The 22,906-nt window shown below is 68.2% G+C and carries 21 protein-coding genes, 1 tRNA gene and 1 other RNA gene; 11 read left to right on the top strand and 12 right to left on the bottom strand.

Translation table 11 applies throughout. The annotated features are described in order from the left end of the window. Nucleotides 1-31 precede the first annotated feature (31 nt). Entirely contained in the window at nucleotides 32-1,129 is a 1,098-nt protein-coding gene (locus ACWPOC_RS24235) for an ABC transporter substrate-binding protein (protein ID WP_120281141.1), read from the top strand. Nucleotides 1,130-1,209: 80 nt separating this feature from the next. Here ACWPOC_RS24235 and ACWPOC_RS24230 read toward each other — a convergent pair whose 3' ends face one another. Beyond that, nucleotides 1,210-2,091, bottom strand: coding sequence for a LysR family transcriptional regulator ArgP (locus ACWPOC_RS24230; protein ID WP_024102747.1), 882 nt, complete (start codon nucleotides 2,089-2,091; stop codon nucleotides 1,210-1,212). 72 nt (nucleotides 2,092-2,163) lie between these two features. On the opposite strand from ACWPOC_RS24230, the gene ACWPOC_RS24225 reads away from it, so the two are divergent. Continuing rightward, on the top strand, nucleotides 2,164-2,766 hold the full coding sequence (locus ACWPOC_RS24225) for a LysE/ArgO family amino acid transporter (RefSeq protein ID WP_016690991.1): 603 nt from the start codon (nucleotides 2,164-2,166) through the stop codon (nucleotides 2,764-2,766). A 5-nt stretch (nucleotides 2,767-2,771) separates the two neighbouring features. On the opposite strand, the gene ACWPOC_RS24220 is transcribed toward ACWPOC_RS24225, so the two are convergent. Both ACWPOC_RS24220 and ACWPOC_RS24215 read right to left on the bottom strand, forming a co-directional pair. Then, entirely contained in the window at nucleotides 2,772-3,638 is an 867-nt protein-coding gene (locus tag ACWPOC_RS24220) for a cation diffusion facilitator family transporter (RefSeq protein ID WP_183070781.1), read from the bottom strand. Between the two features lie 36 nt (nucleotides 3,639-3,674). Beyond that, nucleotides 3,675-4,094, bottom strand: coding sequence for a pyridoxamine 5'-phosphate oxidase family protein (locus ACWPOC_RS24215; RefSeq protein WP_026060903.1), 420 nt, complete (start codon nucleotides 4,092-4,094; stop codon nucleotides 3,675-3,677). Between the two features lie 148 nt (nucleotides 4,095-4,242). Between ACWPOC_RS24215 and ACWPOC_RS24210 the strand changes: the two genes are divergently transcribed. The 3 genes from ACWPOC_RS24210 to tgt all read left to right on the top strand — a co-directional run bounded on the left by ACWPOC_RS24210 (nucleotide 4,243) and on the right by tgt (nucleotide 9,640). Continuing rightward, nucleotides 4,243-6,984: a calcium-translocating P-type ATPase, PMCA-type gene (locus ACWPOC_RS24210; protein WP_120283869.1), complete on the top strand. Its 2,742-nt coding sequence runs from the start codon at nucleotides 4,243-4,245 to the stop codon at nucleotides 6,982-6,984. Between the two features lie 161 nt (nucleotides 6,985-7,145). Further along, nucleotides 7,146-8,384: an MFS transporter gene (locus ACWPOC_RS24205; RefSeq protein ID WP_455409447.1), complete on the top strand. Its 1,239-nt coding sequence runs from the start codon at nucleotides 7,146-7,148 to the stop codon at nucleotides 8,382-8,384. Next, a complete protein-coding gene (gene tgt / locus ACWPOC_RS24200) occupies nucleotides 8,381-9,640 on the top strand; it encodes a tRNA guanosine(34) transglycosylase Tgt (protein ID WP_174246950.1) in 1,260 nt (419 codons plus the stop codon). Before ACWPOC_RS24205 ends, tgt begins: the two co-directional genes overlap by 4 nt. Before the next feature lie 32 nt (nucleotides 9,641-9,672). Here tgt and ACWPOC_RS24195 read toward each other — a convergent pair whose 3' ends face one another. The 5 genes from ACWPOC_RS24195 to ACWPOC_RS24175 all read right to left on the bottom strand — a co-directional run bounded on the left by ACWPOC_RS24195 (nucleotide 9,673) and on the right by ACWPOC_RS24175 (nucleotide 14,249). After that, complete coding sequence (locus ACWPOC_RS24195) at nucleotides 9,673-10,404, bottom strand: queuosine precursor transporter (RefSeq protein ID WP_120281144.1); 732 nt, start codon at nucleotides 10,402-10,404, stop codon at nucleotides 9,673-9,675. Nucleotides 10,405-10,529: 125 nt separating this feature from the next. Beyond that, nucleotides 10,530-11,267, bottom strand: coding sequence for an RDD family protein (locus tag ACWPOC_RS24190; protein ID WP_120281145.1), 738 nt, complete (start codon nucleotides 11,265-11,267; stop codon nucleotides 10,530-10,532). A gap of 109 nt (nucleotides 11,268-11,376) precedes the next feature. Further along, nucleotides 11,377-12,321 (bottom strand): hypothetical protein, encoded by a 945-nt coding sequence (locus ACWPOC_RS24185; protein ID WP_455409446.1) that lies wholly within the window; start codon nucleotides 12,319-12,321, stop codon nucleotides 11,377-11,379. Nucleotides 12,322-12,407: 86 nt separating this feature from the next. Next, on the bottom strand, nucleotides 12,408-13,340 hold the full coding sequence (gene gluQRS / locus ACWPOC_RS24180) for a tRNA glutamyl-Q(34) synthetase GluQRS (protein ID WP_120281147.1): 933 nt from the start codon (nucleotides 13,338-13,340) through the stop codon (nucleotides 12,408-12,410). 9 nt (nucleotides 13,341-13,349) lie between these two features. After that, nucleotides 13,350-14,249 carry a LysR family transcriptional regulator gene (locus ACWPOC_RS24175; protein ID WP_120281148.1) on the bottom strand — a complete coding sequence of 300 codons (900 nt, stop codon included), beginning with the start codon at nucleotides 14,247-14,249 and terminating at the stop codon, nucleotides 13,350-13,352. Nucleotides 14,250-14,372: 123 nt separating this feature from the next. Here ACWPOC_RS24175 and ACWPOC_RS24170 point away from each other — a divergent pair, with 123 nt between their 5' ends. Together ACWPOC_RS24170 and ACWPOC_RS24165 are read left to right on the top strand one after the other, a co-directional pair. After that, nucleotides 14,373-15,761 (top strand): MFS transporter, encoded by a 1,389-nt coding sequence (locus ACWPOC_RS24170; RefSeq protein ID WP_120281149.1) that lies wholly within the window; start codon nucleotides 14,373-14,375, stop codon nucleotides 15,759-15,761. After that, nucleotides 15,758-16,495, top strand: coding sequence for a 3-hydroxybutyrate dehydrogenase (locus tag ACWPOC_RS24165; RefSeq protein ID WP_120281150.1), 738 nt, complete (start codon nucleotides 15,758-15,760; stop codon nucleotides 16,493-16,495). Before ACWPOC_RS24170 ends, ACWPOC_RS24165 begins: the two co-directional genes overlap by 4 nt. Before the next feature lie 53 nt (nucleotides 16,496-16,548). On the opposite strand, the gene ACWPOC_RS24160 is transcribed toward ACWPOC_RS24165, so the two are convergent. Further along, nucleotides 16,549-17,133, bottom strand: a complete 585-nt coding sequence (locus ACWPOC_RS24160; protein WP_016691005.1) for a TetR/AcrR family transcriptional regulator — start codon at nucleotides 17,131-17,133, stop codon at nucleotides 16,549-16,551. Nucleotides 17,134-17,186: 53 nt separating this feature from the next. Next, nucleotides 17,187-17,852: a YoaK family protein gene (locus tag ACWPOC_RS24155; RefSeq protein WP_455409445.1), complete on the bottom strand. Its 666-nt coding sequence runs from the start codon at nucleotides 17,850-17,852 to the stop codon at nucleotides 17,187-17,189. A 138-nt stretch (nucleotides 17,853-17,990) separates the two neighbouring features. Here ACWPOC_RS24155 and ACWPOC_RS24150 point away from each other — a divergent pair, with 138 nt between their 5' ends. Further along, nucleotides 17,991-19,052 (top strand): GmrSD restriction endonuclease domain-containing protein, encoded by a 1,062-nt coding sequence (locus tag ACWPOC_RS24150; protein WP_455409444.1) that lies wholly within the window; start codon nucleotides 17,991-17,993, stop codon nucleotides 19,050-19,052. Nucleotides 19,053-19,165: 113 nt separating this feature from the next. On the opposite strand, the gene ACWPOC_RS24145 is transcribed toward ACWPOC_RS24150, so the two are convergent. Then, nucleotides 19,166-19,429 carry a hypothetical protein gene (locus tag ACWPOC_RS24145; RefSeq protein WP_016691009.1) on the bottom strand — a complete coding sequence of 88 codons (264 nt, stop codon included), beginning with the start codon at nucleotides 19,427-19,429 and terminating at the stop codon, nucleotides 19,166-19,168. 85 nt (nucleotides 19,430-19,514) lie between these two features. Then, a tRNA-Ser gene (locus ACWPOC_RS24140) sits at nucleotides 19,515-19,602 on the bottom strand. Between the two features lie 116 nt (nucleotides 19,603-19,718). Here ACWPOC_RS24140 and ffs point away from each other — a divergent pair. The 3 genes from ffs (at nucleotide 19,719) to ACWPOC_RS24125 (ending at nucleotide 22,893) form a co-directional block, all read left to right on the top strand. Next, nucleotides 19,719-19,813: signal recognition particle sRNA small type (gene ffs / locus ACWPOC_RS24135), an RNA gene on the top strand. A 47-nt stretch (nucleotides 19,814-19,860) separates the two neighbouring features. After that, nucleotides 19,861-21,153 carry an aminotransferase class I/II-fold pyridoxal phosphate-dependent enzyme gene (locus ACWPOC_RS24130; RefSeq protein ID WP_120281153.1) on the top strand — a complete coding sequence of 431 codons (1,293 nt, stop codon included), beginning with the start codon at nucleotides 19,861-19,863 and terminating at the stop codon, nucleotides 21,151-21,153. Between the two features lie 381 nt (nucleotides 21,154-21,534). Further along, nucleotides 21,535-22,893 (top strand): hypothetical protein, encoded by a 1,359-nt coding sequence (locus tag ACWPOC_RS24125; RefSeq protein ID WP_230792083.1) that lies wholly within the window; start codon nucleotides 21,535-21,537, stop codon nucleotides 22,891-22,893. Nucleotides 22,894-22,906: the final 13 nt, after the last annotated feature.

Below are 22,906 nucleotides of genomic sequence, written 5' to 3'. Positions count from 1 at the left end.
CCGGACTTTTCGAGAAACGAAGGGCCTCACCATGAAAACGCGCAAAGTAGCGCTCACCGCTCTGTCGGTCGTCCTCGCCACGACACTCGCGGCGTGCGGTGGCGGAGATTCCGACGGCGTCACCTCCCAGGCCGAGGTCGACACCTCGGAGGGTCTGGTCATCGACGGCGAGACGATCGCCGACAAGGAGACCTACGAGGTAGCGAAGTCGCAGACGCTGAGTCTGTACTCGAGCTACCAGGAATCCAACGAGCAGGCCTTCATCGAGGCGTTCACCCGCGACACCGGCATCAAGGTCGACCTGATGCGCCTCGTCCCGGCCCGCTTGGCCGAGCGCGTGCTCTCCGAGCAGGGCGCAGGCCGTCTGAACGCCGACGTGATCCGCACCTCCGACTACGACATCGTCGACAGCTTCACCGACGCCGACGTGTGGAATCCGTACGTCGTGCCCGGCACCGAGGAACTCGAGGAGGTCGTGATCCAGGACGGCAACTTCTCCCGGGTCACCAACGTGGTGCAGACCTTCGGTTACAACACCCGCGCCGTCACCGAGGAGGAGGCACCCACCTCGTGGGCCGACCTGCTCGACGAGAAGTGGCGCGGCAAGATCGGCATCTCGCAGGGTGCGACGGGCGGTTCCAACGTCGCACTCAACTGGTTCGTCGAGGAGAAGCTCGAGGACGGCTACTGGGAGAAGCTCGCGGCGCTGCAGCCGACGATCTACGACGGTGCCGGCCAGAAGCTGACGGCCTTCGCCCGCGGTGAGGTGCCGATCGCGACCACGGGTTCGGCGTCGGTGAACGTCACCGCCACCGAGGACAAGGCGCCCATCGACTTCGTCGTGCCCGAGGAAGGCTTCGTGACCTTCGACTACTACCTGGGCAGGACCGCCACCGCCGAGAACGCGGAAGCGGCCGAGGTGTTCATGAACTACAACTTCTCGAAGCGCGGCCAGGAGCTGTTCACCGAGCTGGGCGACTACAGCGTACGACCCGACGTCGCACCGCCGACCGCGCTCGGCCGTGAACTCCCGCCGCTCGACTCCGACAAGGTCTGGCGTATGCCGCTGACCGAGGTGGAACGTCAGGCCGAGTACTCGCAGCACTGGGCAGAGGCGTTCAACTACTGATCCGCATCACGACGAGAGCGGCCCGAACCGGAGCAATCCGGTTCGGGCCGTTCTCATTTCGGAAGGTCGGGTTCGGGAGGTCAATGCAGCACTTCGCGCGCGGTGCGACGGACCGCATCGGTCAGCGCGTCGAGAACGGGAGAGTCCAGCCGCCACCGCTGCCAGTACAGCGGCACGGCGATCGGGTCGTCCGGGGCCAGGCTCACGAGATCGGTCGTGTCGGCGACCATCGCGTCGGGGAGCATGGCCCAGCCCAACCCCAGCCGCGCGGCCTCGACGAACTCGAGGGCGCCGGGAACGTAGTTGCGCGGCGGATTCAGCCGCCGCCGGGTCCGCTTGCGGACGAAGCGATCCTGCATGTCGTCCTTACGGTCGAAGGTGAGCATCGGGGCCTCCCGCAGTTCGGTGGGGGTCATACCCTCGGGGAACCAGCGTTCGGCGAAGTCGACGCTCGCCATCGCGTGATAGCGCATGGCGCCGAGCTTCTCGGACGTGCAGCCCTGCACGGGTTCGGGGACGGAGGTGACCGCCGCCATGGCGGTGCCGTCGCGCAACAGATCCGTGGAGTGGAACTCGTCTTCGCGGTGCAGTTCGAACAGGGCTCGGTAGCGCACGGGCATCCGGGCCAGGGCGCGCAGCATCCAGGTGGACATCGAGTCGGCGTTGACGACGAGCGGAATCGTGGCGTAACTCCCGGTGTCGGCGCCGAGACCGAGTTCCTCGGAGGCGTCCTGCTCCAGCCGCGCGACCTGCCGGGCAAGTCGCATCACCACTTCGCCGGCCGCGGTCGCGCTGACGGGCCTGGTCCGTCGCAGCAGTACCTGACCGACGTGTTGTTCGAGCGACTTGATGCGTTGGCTCACCGCGGACGGTGTGACGCGAAGAACAGCCGCCGCACCCTCGAAAGTGCCCTCGTCCAATACCGTTGCAAAAGTGCGCAGTTGAGCGAAGTCCAGGTCCATATTAAGAAACTCTAATGCAGGTACAGCACAATCAACTGTTCTTATCTCGGCAGGATTCCTAGCGTCGATGCCATGTCACTCGTCGTCGCCGGATTCGTCACAGGTCTGTCCCTCATCGTCGCCATCGGTGCGCAGAACGCCTTCGTCCTGCGCATGGCGATCGCGCGACGATTCGTGCTGCCTGTGATCGCGATCTGCGTGATCTCCGACGCCGTGCTCATCACCGCGGGCATCGCCGGGATCGCGACGATCCTCGACCGCGCTCCCGGCGCGATCGACGTGATCCGTTGGGCAGGTGCCGCTTTCCTCATCTGCTACGGACTCTTCGCGGCACGTCGCGCGCTGAAGCCGTCGGCACTGTCCGCCGCCCCGGGCGGTGCCGTCACCATCGGCGCGGCCCTGCTGACCTGCCTGGCGCTGACCTGGCTCAACCCGCACACCTATCTCGACACCGTGCTCATGCTCGGTTCGGTGGCCAACCATTACGGCAACCCCGGCCGGTGGTGGTTCGGTGCGGGGGCGATCACCGCGAGCGTCGTGTGGTTCGCCGCCCTCGGGTACGGCGCCCGTTATCTGCGTGCCTGGTTCGCCAAGCCGTCCTCGTGGCGCATCCTCGACGGCGGCGTCGCGGTCCTGATGCTCGGCCTCGGTGCCGGGCTCGTCGCCTCGGCCTGATCACCTCACCTGCGTCCCGTGGGGGCGCGGTCGGGCTCGAGATGGCTGAACACCACGACGCCGGGCAGTGCCTCGCCGAGATCGGCCTCGATGCGGTCGAGCAGGTCGTGGCCGGCGCGCACCGTCCAGTCGCCCGGCACCCGCACGACGAGGTAGACGAAGCGCTGCCGTCCCGACTCGCGGGTGCGCGGCGGCAGGATCGTCACCACCCCCGGTTCCCGATAGCGGTCGAGGACGGCGTTCACCGCCGTCACGTCCTCCGGGGGAAGAACCGCGTCGAGCATGCCGACGACCGCCTGCCGCACGAGCCCGAAGCCGATCCGCAGGATGTTCAGGGCGACGAGGATCGCCACGATCGGGTCGAGCACGTCCCACCCGGACAGCGCGACCAGCGCGACGCCGACGAGCACGCCCGCCGACGTCCACACGTCCGTCAGCAGGTGTTTCCCGTCGGCGACCAGCGTGATCGACCGATGTGCGCGGCCTTGCCGGATGAGCAGCAGACCGACCACGAGGTTGAGCGCCGACGATCCGGCCGACAGGACGAGACCGAGTCCGACCTCGGTCACCGGCTGCGGGGAGATCAGGCGCTCGACCGAGGTCCACAGGATCACCGTCGCGGCGGCGAAGACCATGGTGCCCTCGACCGCGGCGGAGAGGTACTCGGCCTTCCCGTGCCCGAAATCGTGGTTCGCGTCGGCCGGCTTCGCGGCGAGACGTAGCGCCGCGAGACCGACGAGCGCCGCGACGAGGTTGACCCCGGATTCGAGCGCGTCCGACAACAGACCCACCGATCCGGTGATCCACGCCGCCGATGCCTTCAGCAGCATCGTCGCGAGCGCGGTCGCCACCGACAGCAGCATGAACCGCATCAACAGGCGGTGCTGCTGCGCAGAGGGCGCCACCGTTCAGCGCTTGACGAGCGTGAGCTGCATCCCGGTGAGGTCGGTGGCCGTCAGCGCGACGTAGTCGTATTTCGGGGTGGGAACCCACGGCGACAGTCCGAGGGCGTCGATCCGCGCCGCGTCGTCGAAGCTCCGCAGGATCCGGGCGTGTCCGTGCAGCACGACGCTCCACGCGGAGTCCTCGCGGATCTCGTCCACCTCGAAGGCCACCTGCGGGTGCACCGCCAGTTCGGAGAGCTTGCTGCCCTCACCGCTGCGGAAGTACACCGTGCGATCGTCGGTGACGTAGTTGACGGGATAGATCTCCGGTCGCCCGCCGACGACGGTGACGAGGCGGCCCACCTTGCCCGTCGCGAGCAGGTCCCAGCACTGGTCCTCGTCGAGTGGGACGACAGGATCGTCGGTGTTCGGGTTGTCGCTCATCGCGTTCACTCCTCCGGTTCCGCTGCCGTATCCAGCACATCACGAACCGGCTTCCGGCGCAGTGGAACGCTCCGCCGGTTACGGTGAAACCGGCCGTCAGGACCGTGTTCGCCCGATCCGCCGAGAGCAGCCCGAACGAGGAGTGCCGATGTCCGCACAAGCTCCCGCGACCACCTCGAGTTGGCACACCCGCGCCGCGACCGACGTCGCCGAGGCGTTCGAGGTCGATCCGCAACGAGGGTTGAGTGCGGACGAGGTCGAACGACGGCGTGGCGAGTACGGCCCGAACCTGCTCGGCGAGGCGAAGAAGGTACCGACCTGGCGGCGCGTGCTCTCGCTGCTGGCCGACAGGATGACCCTCGTTCTGGTCGTGGCGGCGGTGGTCAGCGCCACCGTCTCCCGCGAGTGGGAGACCCCCGTCGTCATCTTCGCGGTGATCGCGCTCAACACCGTGCTGAACTACGTGCAGGAATCCCGGGCCGAGAGCAGCCTCGCCGCGTTGAAGAAGATGTCGGTGTCGACCAGCCGGGTGCTGCGCGACGGCAGGGGGACGGAGGTGCCCCGCGCCGAACTCGTCCCCGGAGACGTGGTGCTCCTCGAGGCCGGCGACACCGTCCCGGCCGACGGCCGACTCGTCACCGCCGTCCGGCTGCAGGTCGCGGAGGCCGCCCTCACCGGTGAATCCCAGCCCGTCGACAAACAGGCCGACGTCGTCGACGATCCCGACGCGCCGCTCGGCGACCGCACCGACATGCTGTTCATGAACACCGAGGTCACACGCGGACGTGCCGCGATGATCGTCACCGGCACGGGCATGCGTACCGAAATGGGTGCCATCGCAACCCTTCTCGGATCGGCCGGTGGCGAACAGACGCCGCTGCAACGGCGCATCGGCCAACTCGCCCAGGCCCTGACGATCGTCGCGATCGTGACGGTGGCGCTGGTGTTCGTCCTCGGTCTGCTGCGGGGACAGACCTGGTCGGATCTCCTCGTCACCGCGGTGTCGTTGGCGGTCGCGACGATCCCCGAAGGGCTCACGGCCGTCGTCGCCTTCACCCTCGCGATGGGAGCCTCACGTCTCGCGGCCCGCGGTGCGATCGTCAAACGACTCGCCGCGGTCGAGACGCTCGGCAGCACCACCCACATCTGCACCGACAAGACCGGCACCCTCACCCTCAACGAGATGACGGTGCAGCGACTGCTCGTCGCGGGTCGTGCCTTCCGCGTCACCGGCACCGGGTACGGAACCGACGGCAAGATCCTCGTCGGTGACGGTCTGCCCGCACCGGACTTCACGGACGCACTGCTCGGGATGGGACTGTGCAACGACGCGACCGTTCGCAACGGAGTGCTGGTCGGCGATCCCACCGAGGGTGCCCTCGTGGTGCTCGCCGAGAAGGGCGGCATCGACGTCGAGGGTGCGCGGGCCGCGTTGAACCGCATCTCGGAGGTGCCGTTCGACTCGGACTACAAGTACATGGCCACCTTCCACACCCTGCCGAACGGCGGATACCGCTGTTTCGTGAAGGGCGCGCCGGGTGTGCTCCTCGACCGTGCCACCTCGATCGCCGGCCCCGACGGCCCGATTCCGCTCGACGACGACGGTCGCGCGAGGATCCAGCGGGCCGTGGAGGCGCTCGCGTCGGAAGGTCTGCGAACCCTCATGATCGCCGGTCGCGACCTCGATGCCGTTCCCCGCGGCGACACCGATGCTCTGCAGGAGAAGGTGGCCGACCTGACGATCCACGCGATCGTCGGCATCGTCGACCCGCCGCGGGCCGAAGCCAAGGATGCGATCGCCGTCGCCCACGAGGCGGGCATCTCGGTGCACATGATCACCGGCGACCATCTGGTGACGGCTTCCGCGATCGCCGAGGAACTCGGAATCCGCGGGTCGGCTGCCTCCGGTTCAGATCTCGACAAACTCACCGACGACGAACTGCGCAGGAGGGCAAAGGAATTCGGCGTCCTCGCCCGCGTGGCGCCCGAACACAAGATCAGGTTCGTCGAAGCGCTGCAGGCCGACGGGCAGATCGTCGCGATGACGGGCGACGGCGTCAACGACGCTCCCGCGCTCGAACAATCCGACATCGGTGTGGCCATGGGGATCACGGGAACCGACGTCTCCAAGGGCGCCGCGGACATGATCCTCACCGACGACAACTTCGCGACCATCGTCGCCGCCGTGGCCGAGGGACGCGGAATCTACGACAACATCGTCAAATTCGTGAAGTTCCAGCTCACCACGGCGTGGGGCTTCGTCCTCATCTTCCTGACGGCCGGTGTGCTCGGACTCGCGGGTGGCGCGCCCTTCAGCGCACTGCAGATCCTGTGGGTGAACATCATCATGGACGGACCGCCGGCGCTCGCACTCGGTGTCGACCCGACCGCCCCCGACGCGATGAGGCGACGACCGCGGCCCGCGAACGAGGCCCTGCTCGAACGCTCCCGGGTCCAGCGCATCCTCGGCCTCGGCATCGTGATGACGGTGGGCACGATCGCAGTCCTGCACTTCGGACCGGAACTGTTCCCCGACAGCGCATCCGACCCGTTGTTCGCCACCACCCTCGCGTTCACGACATTCGTCTTCTACCAGGTGTTCAACCTGTTCAACGTGCGCTCGGATCTCGGATCGGTGTTCTCGGCGCAGACGTTCACCAACCACACCATCTGGATCGCGATCGGCGCCGTCGTCGTCCTGCAGATCTGCGTCGTGCAACTCGGCGCCCTGCAGGGATTCATGGACACCACCTCCCTCACCTCCGAGCAGTGGCTGCTCGCGGTCGCAGTCGGCTCGTCCGTGCTGTGGGTGGACGAGATCGGCAAGTTCGTCGCCAGGAGGATCGAGGCGCGCAGAGCCGAGCGGGCGGATACGACCTTCCTCACCTGACGATCGGGAGATGGCGGAACTCACGTCGCCGCGGGGAGAAGTGCGAGGCCGGACTGTCCCAGAATGGAGGCTGCCCCGCGTTGCTCCCCGAGCGCGCCCGCGTCCCGGCCCGCACGACCTCCGACTCCGGGACCCTCGACAGATCGAAGGTTTCCTCACCGATGACCACCACGGCTTCCGGCCGCCCACTCGACGATCCTGCCCACGCCGACTCCGGACATCCCGCGCGCACGCTCGTGATGTGGGCGCTCGCCCTCGGCGGGTTCGGGATCGGAACCACCGAGTTCGTCGCCATGGGGTTGCTCCCCGAGATCGCGACGAGCATCGGGGTCTCCGAACCCACCGCGGGCCACGTCGTCTCCGCCTACGCGGCCGGTGTCGTCGTCGGTGCCCCGCTCATCGCGACGATCGCCGCCCGCGTGCCGCGCAAGACACTGCTGGTCGCGCTGATGGTCGCGTTCACCCTCGGCAATGCCGCCACGGTGCTGGCCCCGAACTACGGTCTGCTCGTCGTCTCCCGTTTCGTCGCCGGCCTGCCGCACGGCGCGTACTTCGGGGTCGCCGCGCTGGTCGCGGCGCATCTCGCAGGACCCGGTCGGCGCGCGCGGGCGGTGTCGCTGGTGATGATGGGGTTGTCGGTGGCGAACGTCGTCGGGGTGCCCGCCGCCTCGTGGCTCGGCATGGCGTTGGGCTGGCGCGCGGCGTTCGTGCTGGTCGCCGTGATCGGAGCGGCCACCGTCGTCGCTCTCGCCGCCTGGGTGCCGACACTGTCGATACCGACGACCAGCGTGCGGGTCGAACTCGGGGCGTTGAAGAGCAGCACCGTCTGGCTCACGCTCGCCGTGGCCGTCATCGGCTTCGGTGGTGTGTTCGCGGTGTACACCTACATCAGCACCACGCTGACCGACGTCGCCGGAGTGTCGAGATCGCTCGTGCCGGTCGCGCTGATGCTCTTCGGCGTGGGCATGGTCGTCGGCAATGCCATCGGTGGTCGCGTCGCCGATCGCGGTGTGATCCGCGGCGTCTACGCGTCGATCGCCTCGCTCGCGGTGCTGCTCGCGCTGTTCGTCGCCGCGGCCCACAACCCGTGGACCGCCTTCGTGATGGTCTTCGGTCTGGGCGTCGGATGCGCCGCGGTGGGCCCGGCTCTGCAGGTGCGGTTGATGGATGTCGCGGAGGACGCCCAGACGCTCGCGGCGTCGCTGCACCACGCCGCGTTCAACCTGGCGAACGCGTTCGGTGCGTGGATCGGCGGGGTCGTGATCGCGGCCGGATTCGGCTACACCGCTCCCGCCGCGGTCGGTGTGCTGCTGGCGCTCGCCGGTGTCGCCGTGTTCGCGATCTCCGTTCGCCGCCGTGAGAAGGCCGCACCTTCCCGACGTGATTGGATACGGAAGTGACCGATTCCAGCATTCCGACCCCGCCCGATCCCTTCTTCACGGTCGGAGCGCGTCTCGACAACGGACTCGGCCGCACGGGCACGATCCACACCCCGCACGGAGACATCCGCACCCCGGCCTTCGTCCCGGTGGGTACGAAGGCGACCGTCAAGGCGGTGCTGCCCGAGACGATGGCCGAGCTCGGCTCGCAGGCGCTGCTCGCCAACGCCTACCACCTCTACCTGCAGCCCGGCTCCGACATCGTCGACGAGGCCGGCGGGCTCGGGAAGTTCATGAACTGGCCCGGCCCCACCTTCACCGACAGCGGCGGATTCCAGGTCATGTCGCTCGGGGCCGGGTTCAAGAAGGTCATCGCGATGGAGTCCGTCGGCGTCCAGAACGACGACGTCATCGCCAAGGGCAAGGAACGGCTCGCCCACGTCGACGACGACGGTGTGACCTTCAAATCGCACCTCGACGGGTCGCGGCACCGGTTCACCCCCGAGGTGTCGATGCGTATCCAGCACGAGCTCGGTGCCGACATCATGTTCGCCTTCGACGAGCTCACGACCCTCATGAACACCCGCGGCTACCAGGAACGCTCCCTCGAGCGGACCCAGGCGTGGGCGGTGCGGTGCATCGCCGAGCACGAGAAGCTCACCGCCGAACGTGCCCACCGCCCCTACCAGGCGTTGTTCGGGGTCGTGCAGGGCGCGCAATACGAGGACCTGCGACGACAGGCCTGCCGCGGCCTCGAGTCCATCGTCGGTGAGACCGGCCGCGGGTTCGACGGCTACGGCATCGGCGGGGCGCTCGAGAAGCACAATCTCGGCACGATCGTGCGGTGGTGCACCGAGGAGCTGCCCGAGCACAAGCCGCGGCACCTGCTGGGCATCAGCGAACCCGACGACATCTTCGTCGCGGTCGAGCACGGCGTCGACACCTTCGACTGCGTCAATCCGTCGCGGGTCGCGCGCAACGCCGCGATCTACCACCCGGACGGCCGGTTCAACATCAACACCAGCCGTCACCGGCGCGACTTCACGCCGATCGACGAGAACTGCGACTGCTACACCTGCCGGAACTACACGCGCGCGTACATCCACCACCTGTTCAAGGCGAAGGAGATGCTCGCCTCGACGTTGTGCACGATCCACAACGAACGGTTCACGGTGCGCCTCGTCGACGACATCCGGACGAACATGGAGAAGGGCACGCTCGCCGAGTTCAAGGCCGAGACGCTCGGCCGGTTCTACGCGAGCCGGCGCCAGGCCTGAGTCGTCGGGCCTGAGTCGTCAGGCGTGAGTCGTCACGCGTAGGAGGGTTCGCGCTTCTTGACGTACGCGATCACGCGGTACGTCACCGGGAGCACGACGATCTCGACCAGCGTCTTCCACAGGAACCCGACGATCACGAAGTTGACGAAGTCGGCCCAGGTCGTGATGCCGATGGCCCCTGCGGCGATCGAGCAGAAGATGAGGGTGTCGGCGAACTCGCCGACGACGGTCGACCCGATCAGCCGCGCCCACAGGTGCTTCTCCCGGGTGCGTTCCTTGATGCGGACGAGCACGTACGAGTTGAGCAGCTGCCCGACCGCGTACCCGGCGAGCCCGGCGATGAGCATCCGGGGCACCACGCCGAGCACGTTCTCGAAGGACTCCTGACCGGCGTAGAAGTCGGCCGGAGGTAGCTGCTGCGTGATCCAGAAGCACAGCGCGGACAGCGCGACCGCCCCGAAGCCGTAGAAGACGGCGCGGCGGGTGGCCGCGAAGCCGTACACCTCGCTGAGCACGTCGCCGAGGATGTAGGCGAGGGGGAACAGGAAGAACCCGCCGTCGGTGATGATCGGCAGGATCTGCAGCGGACCGGCGGTGAGTTCGGAGCCGGTGAAGAACGCGATGCCCTTCGTCGCGGAGATGTTGGAGATCATCAGTACCGCGGTGAACAGCACGACGATCCCCGTGTACGGGCTGCGGCCCACGCGCGCGAAGGCGGCGTGGTCGAAGAGGGCGGGGGAGGTGTTCGATCCGTGCTCGGTCACCCGGACATCCAAGCATCACCATGGGGCGATCACGAAGTTGCGGACGGTCTGTACGTGCGCGAACACCCCATATGCGACGAACGGGCCCCGTCCTGACGAGGACGGGACCCGGAACGCGCGGGAGATCAGGACTTGCGTACCCGGGTGCCGCCGGCGAACTTGTCGTGGAAGCCCTGTTTGTCGCCGTCCTGCTCGATGGTGACCGCGATACCGATGTATGCGGCGAGCGACAGCAGACCGGCGAGGAAGCCCAGCAGCGGGATGCCGGTGAGGATCTGCAGCGCGACGAAGGCATTGCGCTTGGCGGCCTGCTCGAGGGTGGGGTTGCCACCGGCGGGACCGACGACCGACAGGCCGAGGAGCTTCTTGCCGACGGTCGCGCCCCGAGCGGACTCCATGTACGTCCAGTAGCCGAAGGCGACGACACCGCTGACGACCGTCATGAAGAAGTTCACGAAGCCGCTTCCGCCGCTCGCGAGGAGCATGATCGCGGTCAGGATCCCCATGGGGATGCCGACGATGAGACCGTCGATGATGCGGGCGCCGAGACGCGGGAGCAGCTCCCCCGGGGTGCCGGTGCCGAAGTTCGGATCCGGACCGGGGAATCCCGGGCCTCCGAACCCATTGCCCTGCGGTGCACCGTACTGAGGTGCACCGTACTGGGGAGCGCCGTTCTGCGGTGTTCCGTACTGCGGCGTTCCGTACTGGGGAGCGCCGTACTGAGGGCCACCGTTCTGGGGAGCGCCGTACTGAGGGAACTGCTGGGTGTAGTCGGGCGGGGTGGCGCCGTACGAGGGGGCGCCGGGATGACCGCCCGTCGCCCGAGGATCCTGCTGAGGGGGTGGATAGCCACCAGTGGTCACTTATGTCTCCCTTGTCGCGATCGGCATGGCAACGCGCCACGGTACAGCGTGCCGTGGCGCGTCGGTAGATGCCTCCGGATGCGACGGGAGGGTCCCCGCCGGGGTTGTGTCAGGCCGCTACGGGACCACCCGTGGTGACCCGGTAGGCGTACGTGACGGCGATGATCGAGACCGGCACGGTGACCAGCAGGCCGATCAGGCACAACAGGGCACCGAGGAGGTTGATGCCGAGCAGTGCGAGGGCGAGCAGCACCAGCGTTCCCGCATTCGATTTGACGGCATTGAAGCTCGACTTGATCGCGGTGACGGCGTCCTGATTGCGATCGATGACGAACTGCATCGTCCACCACGCGAAGAACGCGAACACCAGGCCCGGGAGGATGCACAGCACGAGACCGATCGACGTGCCGATGCCCACGAGCAGACCTGCGACGATGACCGCGCCGATCGGGCCGATCTGGAGGAACGTCCCGAAAGCGGGTCGCTGCCCGTCGGTTTCGGCCAGTGCGCCGCGCACGAAGGCGGCCTGGATCAGGTATCCGACGATCGTCGTGACGATGCTGCCGATGGCGCTCAGGAGGGTGAAGTCCGTCGCCTCACCGGTGAAGTCGAACCCGTTGAAGATGCCGCTGATCAGGCCCTGGATGACGAACGCGGCGAGCATGAAGACGATCCACACGCCGGCGTTGCCGCTGAACTTCGACCAACCGTAGGAGATCGCGTCGCCGACACTCAACTGATTCGGGGGCGGACCACCGAAGCTCCCGGCGCCGTACGCGCCCGGCGGGGGCGGGTAGTCACCACTCGACGGGGGAGGCGGATAGTTCCCCGGCGGCGGGTAGGACCCACCCGGAGGCGGGTAGTTGCCACCCGAGGGCGGGGGATAGTTCCCCGGAGGCGGGTAGTTGCCGGGCGGCGGATAGTTCCCACCCGGCGGGGGAGTGCCACCCCCCGAGGGCGGCGGATAGTTTCCGGGTGGTGGGCAGTTTCCGGGTGGCGGATAACCACCCGGGTTCTTCGGATCCTGATTCGGGTCGTAACCACCGGTGGTCATGGCTGCCTCTCGTCTCCGGGATCGGACACTTCCGAGAGAGTACGGACATCACCTCGGGTCCGCATCCGCTATGTCCGCATCGTGTCCTATCGGATGCCTTCCTCCGACGGCGCGAACACCCACGGATCACGGGGGAGTCTCACGGGATTCCAGCGGTCCAGCAACAGTTCCGGCGACACGGGCTCGCCGGGGTCGGCGAGTCGCAGCGACACGGCGATCGTGCCCAGCACGTCGTCGGCCGTGTGACCGAGCGCGAGCTGATCGGCCAGTGTCACCGCGCCGTCCCGTTTGGCCAGTCGCTTGCCCTCCTTGTTGAGCGCGAGCGGCACATGCGCGTAGACGGGTTCCGACAGTCCGAGAAGGTGTGCGAGATAGGCCTGCCGGGGCGCGGAGGTGAGCAGGTCGTCTCCGCGCACCACCTGATCGATGCCCTGGTCGGCGTCGTCCACCACCACTGCGAGGTTGTACGCGGGGGTTCCGTCGTTGCGGCGCAACACGAGATCGTCGACGATGCCCGTGAAATCTCCGTGCAGCAGGTCGTGGACGGTGAACCACTCCTCGGTCGCCCGCAATCGGATCGCGGGGGCGCGGCCGGAGGACCGGCGCTCGGCCCGCTGCTCGTCGGTGAGGTTGCGGCAGGTGCCCGGATAGGCGCCCGCAGGGGCGTGGGGTGCGGAGGTGGCCTCGAGGATCTCGCGTCGGGTGCAGTAGCACTCGTAGGTCAGGCCGGCCTGCTCGAGCCGCGCGATCGCCTCGTCGTACAGGCGCCGGCGGCGGGACTGGTGGACCACTCGGCCGTCCCAGTCGAGACCGATGGCCGCGAGATCCGCGAGCTGGCGTTGCTCCGCGCCGGGACGCACCCGGTCGAGATCCTCGACGCGGACCAGGAACCGACGGTTCGTCGACCGCGCGAACAGCCACGCCAGAACGGCGGTGCGCAGATTGCCCAAGTGCAGGTCGCCGGAGGGACTCGGTGCGAAGCGGCCCGCTCCTGCTTCGTCCTCGTCCGGAAGTGACACCCGTGCACTCTATCGAGCGACCCCCAGGAGCACTGCTCGCTGGGCGTGCACGACCTCCCGGATCGCCGCGACCGCGGCCGCGACCTCCGGCCGCCGCAGCGTCTCCGAGCGCGCGACGAGCCAGTAGGCCAGACGCGCCTCGACCTCGCCGGGCAGGACCCGGACGAGATCGGGGTGCCGATCGGCCATGAAGCACGGCAGCAGACCGAGGCCTCCGGCGGCACGGGTCGCCTCGACGTGCACGAACACGTTCGTCGAGCTGATCGAATCCTGCATGTCGGGGGCGATGCGCCGCGCGACGTCGAGATCGTCGACCTGCAGCATCGAATCGATGAAGTACACGAGGGTGTGTTCACGCAGGTCGCGGACCGACGACGGGGAGCCGTGCGTGGCGAGATAGTCGCGCGACGCGTAGAGGCCCAGGTTGTAGTCGGCGAGGCGGTGCGCTTCGGCCCGATGCACCTGCGGGCGTCCCACGACCACCTCGATGTCCATGCCGGATCGTTGCTGCGAGGCGCGACGGGTGGTCGCGACGATCTCGACGGAGATACCCGGATGGCGTTGCCGCACGAGCGCGCCGGCCGGGGCGGCGATGTATGCGCTGAAGCCGTCGGTGGCGGAGATACGCACGACGCCTTCGAGGCGGCGCTCACCCCGGGGGTTCCGCAGAGTCCCGACCGCGGCCTCGATGCGTTCGGCGGCCTCGAGCGCCTCGCGACCGAGGTCGGTCAGTTCCCATCCCGCCGCCGACCGCGCGAGCACGCGACCACCGAGGCTGCGCTCGAGCGAGGCGATCCGCCGGGAGATCGTGGTGTGGTTGACGCCCAGGTCGTCGGCGGCGCTGGTGAACCTGCCGCTGCGCCCGACGGCGAGCAGGACGAGGAGGTCATCGGCCGAGGGCACGCTCATGTGTGCAGTTTTGCAGATCGCATCTGCGAATCGCGTCATTGTGGATGCATATGTGCGTACCGATACTCGGCATATGCGTTTGGAAGTGTTCCCCGTCACACAGCGTCCCGGGAGGGTGCAGGCATGAGCGTCGAACAGGCACGAACGGATGGGCCGGAGAGTTCACCGTCGGCATTGCGCAGGGTAGTCGGTGCGTCCATGGCGGGCACCGTCGTCGAGTGGTACGAGTTCTTCCTCTACGGCACCGCCGCAACCCTCGTCTTCGCCAAGGTCTTCTTCCCCGACGGCGGCAACGAACTCGACGCGATCATCGCGGCGTTCGTCACCTACGCCGTGGGCTTCGTCGCCCGGCCGCTCGGTGGGATCGTCTTCGGCCACTTCGGTGACCGGTTCGGACGCAAGCAACTGCTGCAGACCAGCATCATCATGGTCGGCGTCGCGACCTTCCTGATGGGCTGCCTGCCGACCTTCGGTGCCATCGGGTACTGGGCGCCGGCGCTGCTCGTGACGCTCCGGTTCATCCAGGGCTTCGCGGTCGGCGGCGAGTGGGGCGGCGCGGTACTGCTGGTCGCCGAACACAGCCCCAACCGCTCACGCGGGTTCTGGTCGTCGTGGCCGCAGGCCGGTGTGCCGATGGGCAATCTCCTCGCGACGATCGTCCTGCTCGTCCTCACCACCACGTTGCCCGAATCGGCCTTCCTGTCGTGGGGCTGGCGAGTCGCGTTCTGGCTCTCGGCCGTCATCGTGCTGATCGGCTACTACATCCGCACCAAGGTCACCGACGCCCCGATCTTCCTCGAGGCGCAGCAGGAGGCCGACAAGCTCAAGGAGACGTCGTTCAACGTCTTCGAGGTGCTCAAGCGTTACCCGCGCGGCGTGTTCACGGCCATGGGCCTGCGGTTCGCCGAGAACGTCATGTACTACCTCGTCGTCACCTTCTCGATCACCTATCTGAAGATCGTCGTCGGTGCCGACACCAGCCACATCCTGTGGTGGATGCTCGCCGCGCATGCCGTGCACTTCGTGATCATCCCGATGGTCGGACGACTGTCGGACACGCTGGGACGCCGTCCCGTCTACATGATCGGTGCCGTCACCGCCGGGGCCTGGGGCTTCCTCGCCTTCCCGATGATGGACACCGGCAACAGTGCGTGGATCGTCTCGGCGATCGTCATCGGACTCGTCTTCCACTCGTTCATGTATGCGGGGCAGCCGGCGATCATGGCGGAGATGTTCCCGACCCGCATGCGCTACTCGGGCGTCTCGCTCGGCTACCAGGTCACCTCGATCGTCGCCGGGTCGCTCGCCCCGATCATCGCCGCGAGCCTGCTCAGCCGCTTCGAGTCGTCGGTCCCGATCTCCTTCTATCTGCTCGGCTCGTCGCTGATCACGATCGTCGCGGTGATCGTGGCCCGGGAGACGAAGGGCATCTCGCTGCGCGACATCGACGCCGCGGACGCGGAAACCGTCGCCCAGGAGAAGGCCGCCGAGAACGCCAGGGTCTCGGCATGAGGGCCCGCACCGCACTCGTGACCGGTGGTGCCGGCGGGATCGGGGCGGCCTGTGCCCGCGCTCTCGCTCGGCAGGGAGTCCGCGTGACCGTCGCCGATGTCGACGAGGTCGCCGCGAAGACGCTCGCCCACGAGATCGGGGGAGAGGGGTGGGGGGTCGACCTGCTCGACACCGACGGCCTCGACGGTCTCCGCCTCGACGTCGACATCCTCGTCAACAACGCCGGCATCCAGGTGGTGCGGCCGGTGGAGGACTTCGCCCTCGCCGACTTCCGCCGCATCCAGACGCTCATGGTCGAGGCGCCCTTCCTGCTCGTGAAGGCCGCGCTGCCCGGCATGTACGAGCGGGGCTTCGGCCGGATCGTGAACATCTCGTCGGTCCACGGGCTGCGGGCGTCGGCGTTCAAGGCCGGGTACGTCACCGCCAAGCACGGCCTCGAGGGGTTCTCCAAGGTCGTCGCGCTCGAGGGCGGCCCCCGCGGCGTGACGAGCAACTGCGTCAATCCGGGTTACGTCCGTACCCCGCTGGTGGAGAAGCAGATCTCGGAACAGGCCCGCGCGCACGACATCCCGGAGGATCGCGTGCTCTCGGATGTGCTGCTCACCGATCAGGCGGTGACCCGGCTGGTCGAGCCGGAGGAGGTGGCCTCGCTCGTGTCGTGGCTGGCCTCCGACGAGGCCGGGATGGTCACCGGCGCGTCGTACACGATGGACGGCGGCTGGTCGGCCCACTGACAGGACGGTCCGACTGCAATCACCGACCCGCGTCCCGGATTCCGGGGCGCGGGTCAGTGCGCGTCGGCGCCGTCGAGGACGAGCTGGACCTGGGCGTGCAGAGCGTGGGTCAGATACTCGCGCGGGTAGAGCTCGGGGCTGGCCGCCGCGTCGAGCGCGAGCCCGTTCGCGGCCGAGAGCAGCAGGGCGGCCCGGGTCTCCGGGTCGGGTGTACCGGCGCGGATCAATACGCGCGCTATGCCCGTGCGGATCGTGAACAGGGTGGCGGTGCGGATGGCGCTCAGCGTGGGGGAGGTGACCGCCCGCACGGCGAACGCCGACATCACGTGCACCTCGCTGCCGCGTTCCTCGTCGAGGGGGAGCAGTTGGCTGAGCGCGGAGAACAGGGTGCGCGCCGGATCGATGTCGGGATCGACGTTCGTCAGTCGGTTCAGCACCCGGTCCGAGAGGGTGCGGAACGAGTACGCGAGCATCTCGTCCTTGGTCGGGAAATGGTGCTGCACCGCCCCGATCGAGACCCCTGCCTCGTTGGCCACCTCCCGCACGCTCGCCGCGTCGAGACCGTTGCGTGCGGCCACGTCGAGCAGGGCCGCAGCGAGCCTGGTGGGGCTGGTGGTGACGTAGGGGCGCGTGCGCATGGGGAGCACCGTAGCCGAGCTCTCTACCGTACGAACGTACGGGGAGGTGGGAATCACACCCCGCCGGTGAGCTCGTGATCGGAGAGGAAACGGACCGCCACCGTCAGCGCGGCTGCGAACGCCGCTGCGATCCACAGGGCGTGCAAACCCAGTACCCGGTGGGCGAGCGCGCCGAGAACGGCACCCGTCACCAAGCCGCCCCACAGGCCCAGATAGGGCAGCCAGCTCCAGCGCGGACCGCCGAAGAAGGCCGCCGCGATCCGCTGCCCGATCTTGACCAGCGCACCCGTCATGTAGGTGAGGGCGACGGTCGTCTCCCCGTGCCGCCGGAACACCGAGTTCTCCGTTCCCATGGCCAAGGTCATCGCGATCACGGCGACCGGTGTCCAGTCCACGAGGACCGCCGCGGCGGCGATCGTCAGCAACACCGTCACCGTCGCGAGGACCGCGGTCTTGCGGGTCCGCCGGTCGCGGTCGGTCAGTTCCGCCACCACGCTGCCGAGGATCACCCCGAGCACGAACAGCGCGAGCACGCCGCCGATGAGCGCGACCGTCTGCCATGCACCGTCGGCCGCCCCGACCGCGAAGCGCGTGGAGTTGCCGCTCATGAACGACACGAAGACGCCGCCCAGGGTGATGAAACCGAGGGCATCGATGAACCCCGCGAGAGAGGACAGCGCGATCGCGAGTCCCTGCAACTGCCTTCCGTAACCGACCACCAGACGATAGTAGGAACCGTTCCTGCCGGACGCCGACGACGTCGGCTCCCGGATACTTACGCGGTGTAACGACCGGGCGTCGTGGGCGCGATGAACAAGGGGAGCCGTCCGGCGCCGTCGTTCTCAGGAGTTCCCTCGATGTCCTTGCCCCGCTTGTCCTCCCGGCTGTCCGTGCTCGTCGTCGCGACGGTCGCGGGTCTGACCCTCACTGGTTGCGATTCGACCACCGAGGACACCTCCGTCGCTCCGGCGGCGACCTCCGAACGGTCCCCGGCACCGAGCTCCGATACCCCCACGACGACACCGTCCCCCACCACGACGCGTCCCACCTCGGCGACCGCGCCGGGTCCCGCTGCGTCGAACCCGGCAGCGTCGGCGGATTCGTCGGAGGCCCTGGCCCGGCTGGCGACCCTGCCCGTCAAGGGGCGCGCGCCCAAGACCGGGTACAGCCGCGACCTGTTCGGCCAGGCGTGGAGTGACGACGTGTCGGTGGAGTTCGGGGGCAACGGCTGCGACACCCGCAACGACATCCTGCGACGCGACCTGGTCGACATCGTCTACCGGCCCGGTACCCGCGATTGTGTCGTGGCGTCGGGAACGTTGAACGATGTGTACACCGGCACGACGATCGCGTTCACCCGCGGACAGGACACCTCGACCGCGGTGCAGATCGACCACGTCGTCGCGTTGTCGGACGCGTGGCAGAAGGGTGCGCAGCAGCTAGACGCGGGCACCCGGGCAGATTTCGCGAACGACCCGCGCAACCTCCAGGCCGTGGACGGGCCGACCAATCAGCAGAAGAGCGACGGCGACGCCGCGACCTGGCTGCCGCCGAACCGCGCGTACCGCTGCACGTACGTCGCGCGGCAGATCGAGGTCAAGGCGATCTACGGCCTGTGGGTGACGCAGGCCGAGCACGACGCGATGGCGCGGGTCCTCACCGAATGCGGAGGTGGGTCTCCCGCAGCTGCACCCGCTCCCGCGCCCACCACGACGACGCGACCGGCGCCTGCCCCTGCTCCTGCTCCGGCACCCGCGCCCGCGCCGGCTCCGGCACCCGCTCCTGCTCCTGCTCCGGCGGACGTGTATTACGAGAACTGCGCGGCGGCCCGGGCCGCGGGAGCTGCACCGCTGTATGTGGGAGAGCCCGGCTACCGGCCGAAGATGGACGGTGACGGGGACGGCGTCGCCTGCGAGTAGCGCGCCGCAGCGTCTGCGAGTAGCGCACCGCAGCGTCTGCGAGTAGCGCACCGCAGCGTCTGCGAGTAGCGCACCGCAGCGTCTGCGAGTAGCGCACTGCCGCGATCTTCCGGTCAGCTGAAGCGGTCGGTGAGATTGCGGCGCATGCGGTGCAGCTCGCGAAGCTGGGCGCCCAGCCGCTCGACCTCGGCGTCGAACCGGCGCGCCCGGTCCACGGCCCCCACCCGGTGTTCGGCGAGGGCCTTCTGTTCGGTCTTCTCGATGGCTGCGGACACCTCGTCGATCTCCCGGTCCAGCATCTCCACCCAGACCGAAGCCTGCTCGTGATCGGCGTCGCCGGCGAGCGGGAAATTGTCGTCCGCGGTCACGAGACGCATCGTGCCCGAGATCGGCCCGGTACGCGAACAGGGGAACCGGAAAAGCAGAAACCCCGTGGGACGCTGTGCGCCCCACGGGGTTCCGTGGCGGAGGATAGGGGATTTGAACCCCTGAGGGCGTTAACCCAACCCGCGTTCCAGGCGAGCGCCATAGGCCACTAGGCGAATCCTCCGTGGGGAAGCATACCGAATGGAGACCCCAACTTGCCAAACGAGCACGTCGCACCCTGATTCCGGGGGTGCTGCGGGGGTGGTTCGCCGCCGGGGCGCTCGTTCCTCTACACTTGCCGATGGATCCCGCGCGGCGCGCATCCTGTGAACTCCCCCAGGGCCGGAAGGCAGCAAGGGTCAACGGGCTCTGCCGGGTGCGCGGGGTCCTCTTAATTTCCGCCGATGCCCGTGTCGCCGTGCACGGTGAAAGGTCCCTCCGCATGCCTACGCAGACCCAGTACGGGTTGATGAGCCATGAGGAACTCGTTGCAGAGCACGAGCGCCAGTCCGCCAACTACGAACGGTTGAAGTCGGAGAAGCTGACGCTGGACCTGACCCGCGGCAAGCCCTCGCCCGAGCAGCTCGACCTCTCCGCGGAGTTGCTGTCGCTGCCGGGTGCCGACGACTTCCGCGACGGCAACGGCACCGACACCCGCAACTACGGCGGCCTCACCGGCCTGCCCGAGCTGCGCGCGATCTTCGCCGAGCTGCTGAACATCCCGGTCGAGAACCTCATCGCGGGCAACAATGCGAGCCTCGAGATCATGCACGATCTCGTTGTCTGGTCGCTGCTGCACGGCACCGTCGACTCGCCGCGCCCGTGGTCGCAGGAGTCGGTCGTCAAGTTCCTGTGCCCGGCGCCCGGCTACGACCGGCACTTCGCGATCACCGAGTCGCTCGGCATCGAGATGATCCCCGTGCCGCTGCGCGAGGACGGACCCGACGTGCGGTTCATCGCCGATCTCGTCGCGAACGACCCGCAGATCAAGGGCATGTGGGCCGTGCCGACCTACTCGAACCCCACCGGCGCGGTGTACTCCGAGGAGGTCGCCCGCGAGCTGGTGTCGATGCCGACGGCCGCTCCCGACTTCCGCATCTTCTGGGACAACGCCTACGCGGTGCACCCGCTCACCGAGCACCTCGCGCCCGCGATCGACATCCTCGGTCTGGCCGCGCAGGCCGGTCACCCGAACCGCGTGTTCGCGCTGGCGTCCACCTCGAAGATCACCTTCGCCGGTTCGGGCGTGAGCTTCTTCGGCAGCTCCACCGAGAACCTCACCTGGTACCAGAAGCACCTGGGCATCAAGACCATCGGCCCCGACAAGGTCAACCAGCTGCGTCACCTGCGTTTCTTCCGCGATGCCGAGGGTGTTCGTGCCCATATGGCCAAGCACCGCGAGATCCTCGCGCCGAAGTTCGCGCTCGTGCGTCGCATCCTCGAGGAGCGTCTCGGCACGTCGAAGGTCGCGTCGTGGACCGAGCCCGAGGGCGGCTACTTCATCAGCCTCGATGTCGTCGAGGGCACGGCGGCCCGCGTCATCGCCCTGGCGAAGGAAGCGGGTATCGCGCTGACGGGTGCCGGTTCGGCGTTCCCGTACAAGAAGGACCCCGAGGACAAGAACATCCGACTCGCGCCGAGCTTCCCTTCGCTCGGCGAGCTCGAGAAGGCCATGGACGGTGTCGCGACCTGCGTGCTGCTGGCCGCGGCGGAGAAGGCGCTCGCCAACAAGTAGTGCGCAGGTAGGTACGCAACGCGAGGACGAGGCTCGCAACATCGGCAGTCACTGCCGGCGTTGCGAGCCTCGTTTCTTTGTTGCGTGCCTCCGCCGACAAGAATGTGCACTCCGAGTGTGAGTTTGTTCCCAACCTGTGGATAAAGTTGTGCACAACACGTGGACGGGCGGTGGACAACTCGGATCGGCCCTGTTCGGGGCATTATCGGTGTCCGCCGTCACCACGACTTGCTTTCCCCGACCGACCTGACATACTCGCTGGTCAGGGTCGCCGCATACCGTGCGGCGGGTTCGGAAGTGGTGAGTGTGATGGAAAACCGCGCTCTCGTGAATTCCGGAGTCGGCGCATCGGCCGTCGGATCTGTCACGGGGTGTCTCGGTGTGCTGAAGGTGTTCCTCCTGGCGCTCGACATCGAGGCGGCGCCCGAGACGCCACCGCGGGTCCCACCCGTCGAAAAGGTGGAGCCCTTCCTGCCGGCACGCATCGCCGAGCAGCCCGAGACGGACCACGGAGTGCGTCCGCCGTGCCTGCTCGCGTTCCGGCACGTCGTCGACCCGACACGACCGGAGATCTCGTTCGGTGCATCGACGGGGTCGCTGCGCGAGGCGCCGGACGCGACCAGACCGTATGTGGGACACCCCGCGACATGCGTGTCGCTGTGGGACGTCCCCGGCCACGGTCTCGTCCTGGCGCTGGAATCGCTGTCGGACCACGGTTCCCCGCTCGTCGACTGGCGCAGCGACCCGCTGCAGGACCGCGAGGGCGCCGGTCTGCGCCCGGTGCTCGGTGAGTTCCTCGCGCCCTTCGAACTGACCGCCGACGCCTGCCTGAACGACGTCTTCCCCGGACTGAACAGGCGGTTGTGCGCGCCGACGACCTATCGACCCCTGCACGAACTCGTCGTCCACCGCCACCGGGGAGTCGGCGATCGCGAGGTCGCCGAGGGCATGGTCGTGGAGGTGGTCTCGAGCGGCGGCGAACGCGTCCGCTCGCTCGTCGACGGCCCGCGCATCGGACCGGAGGCCCGCGCCGCGGCACGGTCCTGGGGTGTGTTGTGGAAGTGGGACCGGGTTCCGCTGGTGGACCGGCCCGTGCAGCCGGGGGCCGCCATCGCCGTGCGGGAGGACTCCGGTGCGGTGCTGTTCGACCTCGAGGCCACCGCCCTCGGCAGCGACTATGTCGGGCACGGCACCCGCGAGATGATCTACGGGCTCATCCCGTGGGTGGCGGTGCGGGCACGGGCCTCCGCCGACTACTGGACGACCATGGAGCATCTGCGCCACCCCGACGGGCTCGATGGCGATCGGCTGGCCACGGTCCTCGACGACATCGCGATCATGCAGGCGCGCCGGATGGAACGGGCCCTGCTGCGCAAGGAATCGATCCACGACGACCGGTTCCACTCGTGGACGCAACCCACACAGCTGCGAGCACTCATGGCCGGCCGGGTCGCCGACGAGTTGGCCGAACTCGACGCGGAACTGTCCGAGGCCGTGGACGTCGTCGAGCACGCCCTGTTGCGCAGTGCGGAGTTGCGCGGTGCGAGGCACACTCGCCTGGCCCAGGGCTGGTCCGCGGCGGCCTCGGTCATCGCCGTCGTGGCGTTGTTCGCCGCCCTGGCCGCCGTTCCGGCAACGTCACAACCGACGCTCTTCCCGCACTGGCTGCATGCTCTGACCACGTCGATCGCGCTCACCCTGGGCATCGTGATCGCGGTGGTCGTGTGGCGCCGCCCCTGACGTGCAGGGCATG

The sequence above is a fragment of the Rhodococcus sp. 5G237 genome, assembly GCF_053764735.1.
The sequence above is the reverse complement of the archived record's forward strand: the minus strand, read 5'-3'. Positions and strand labels throughout refer to the sequence as shown.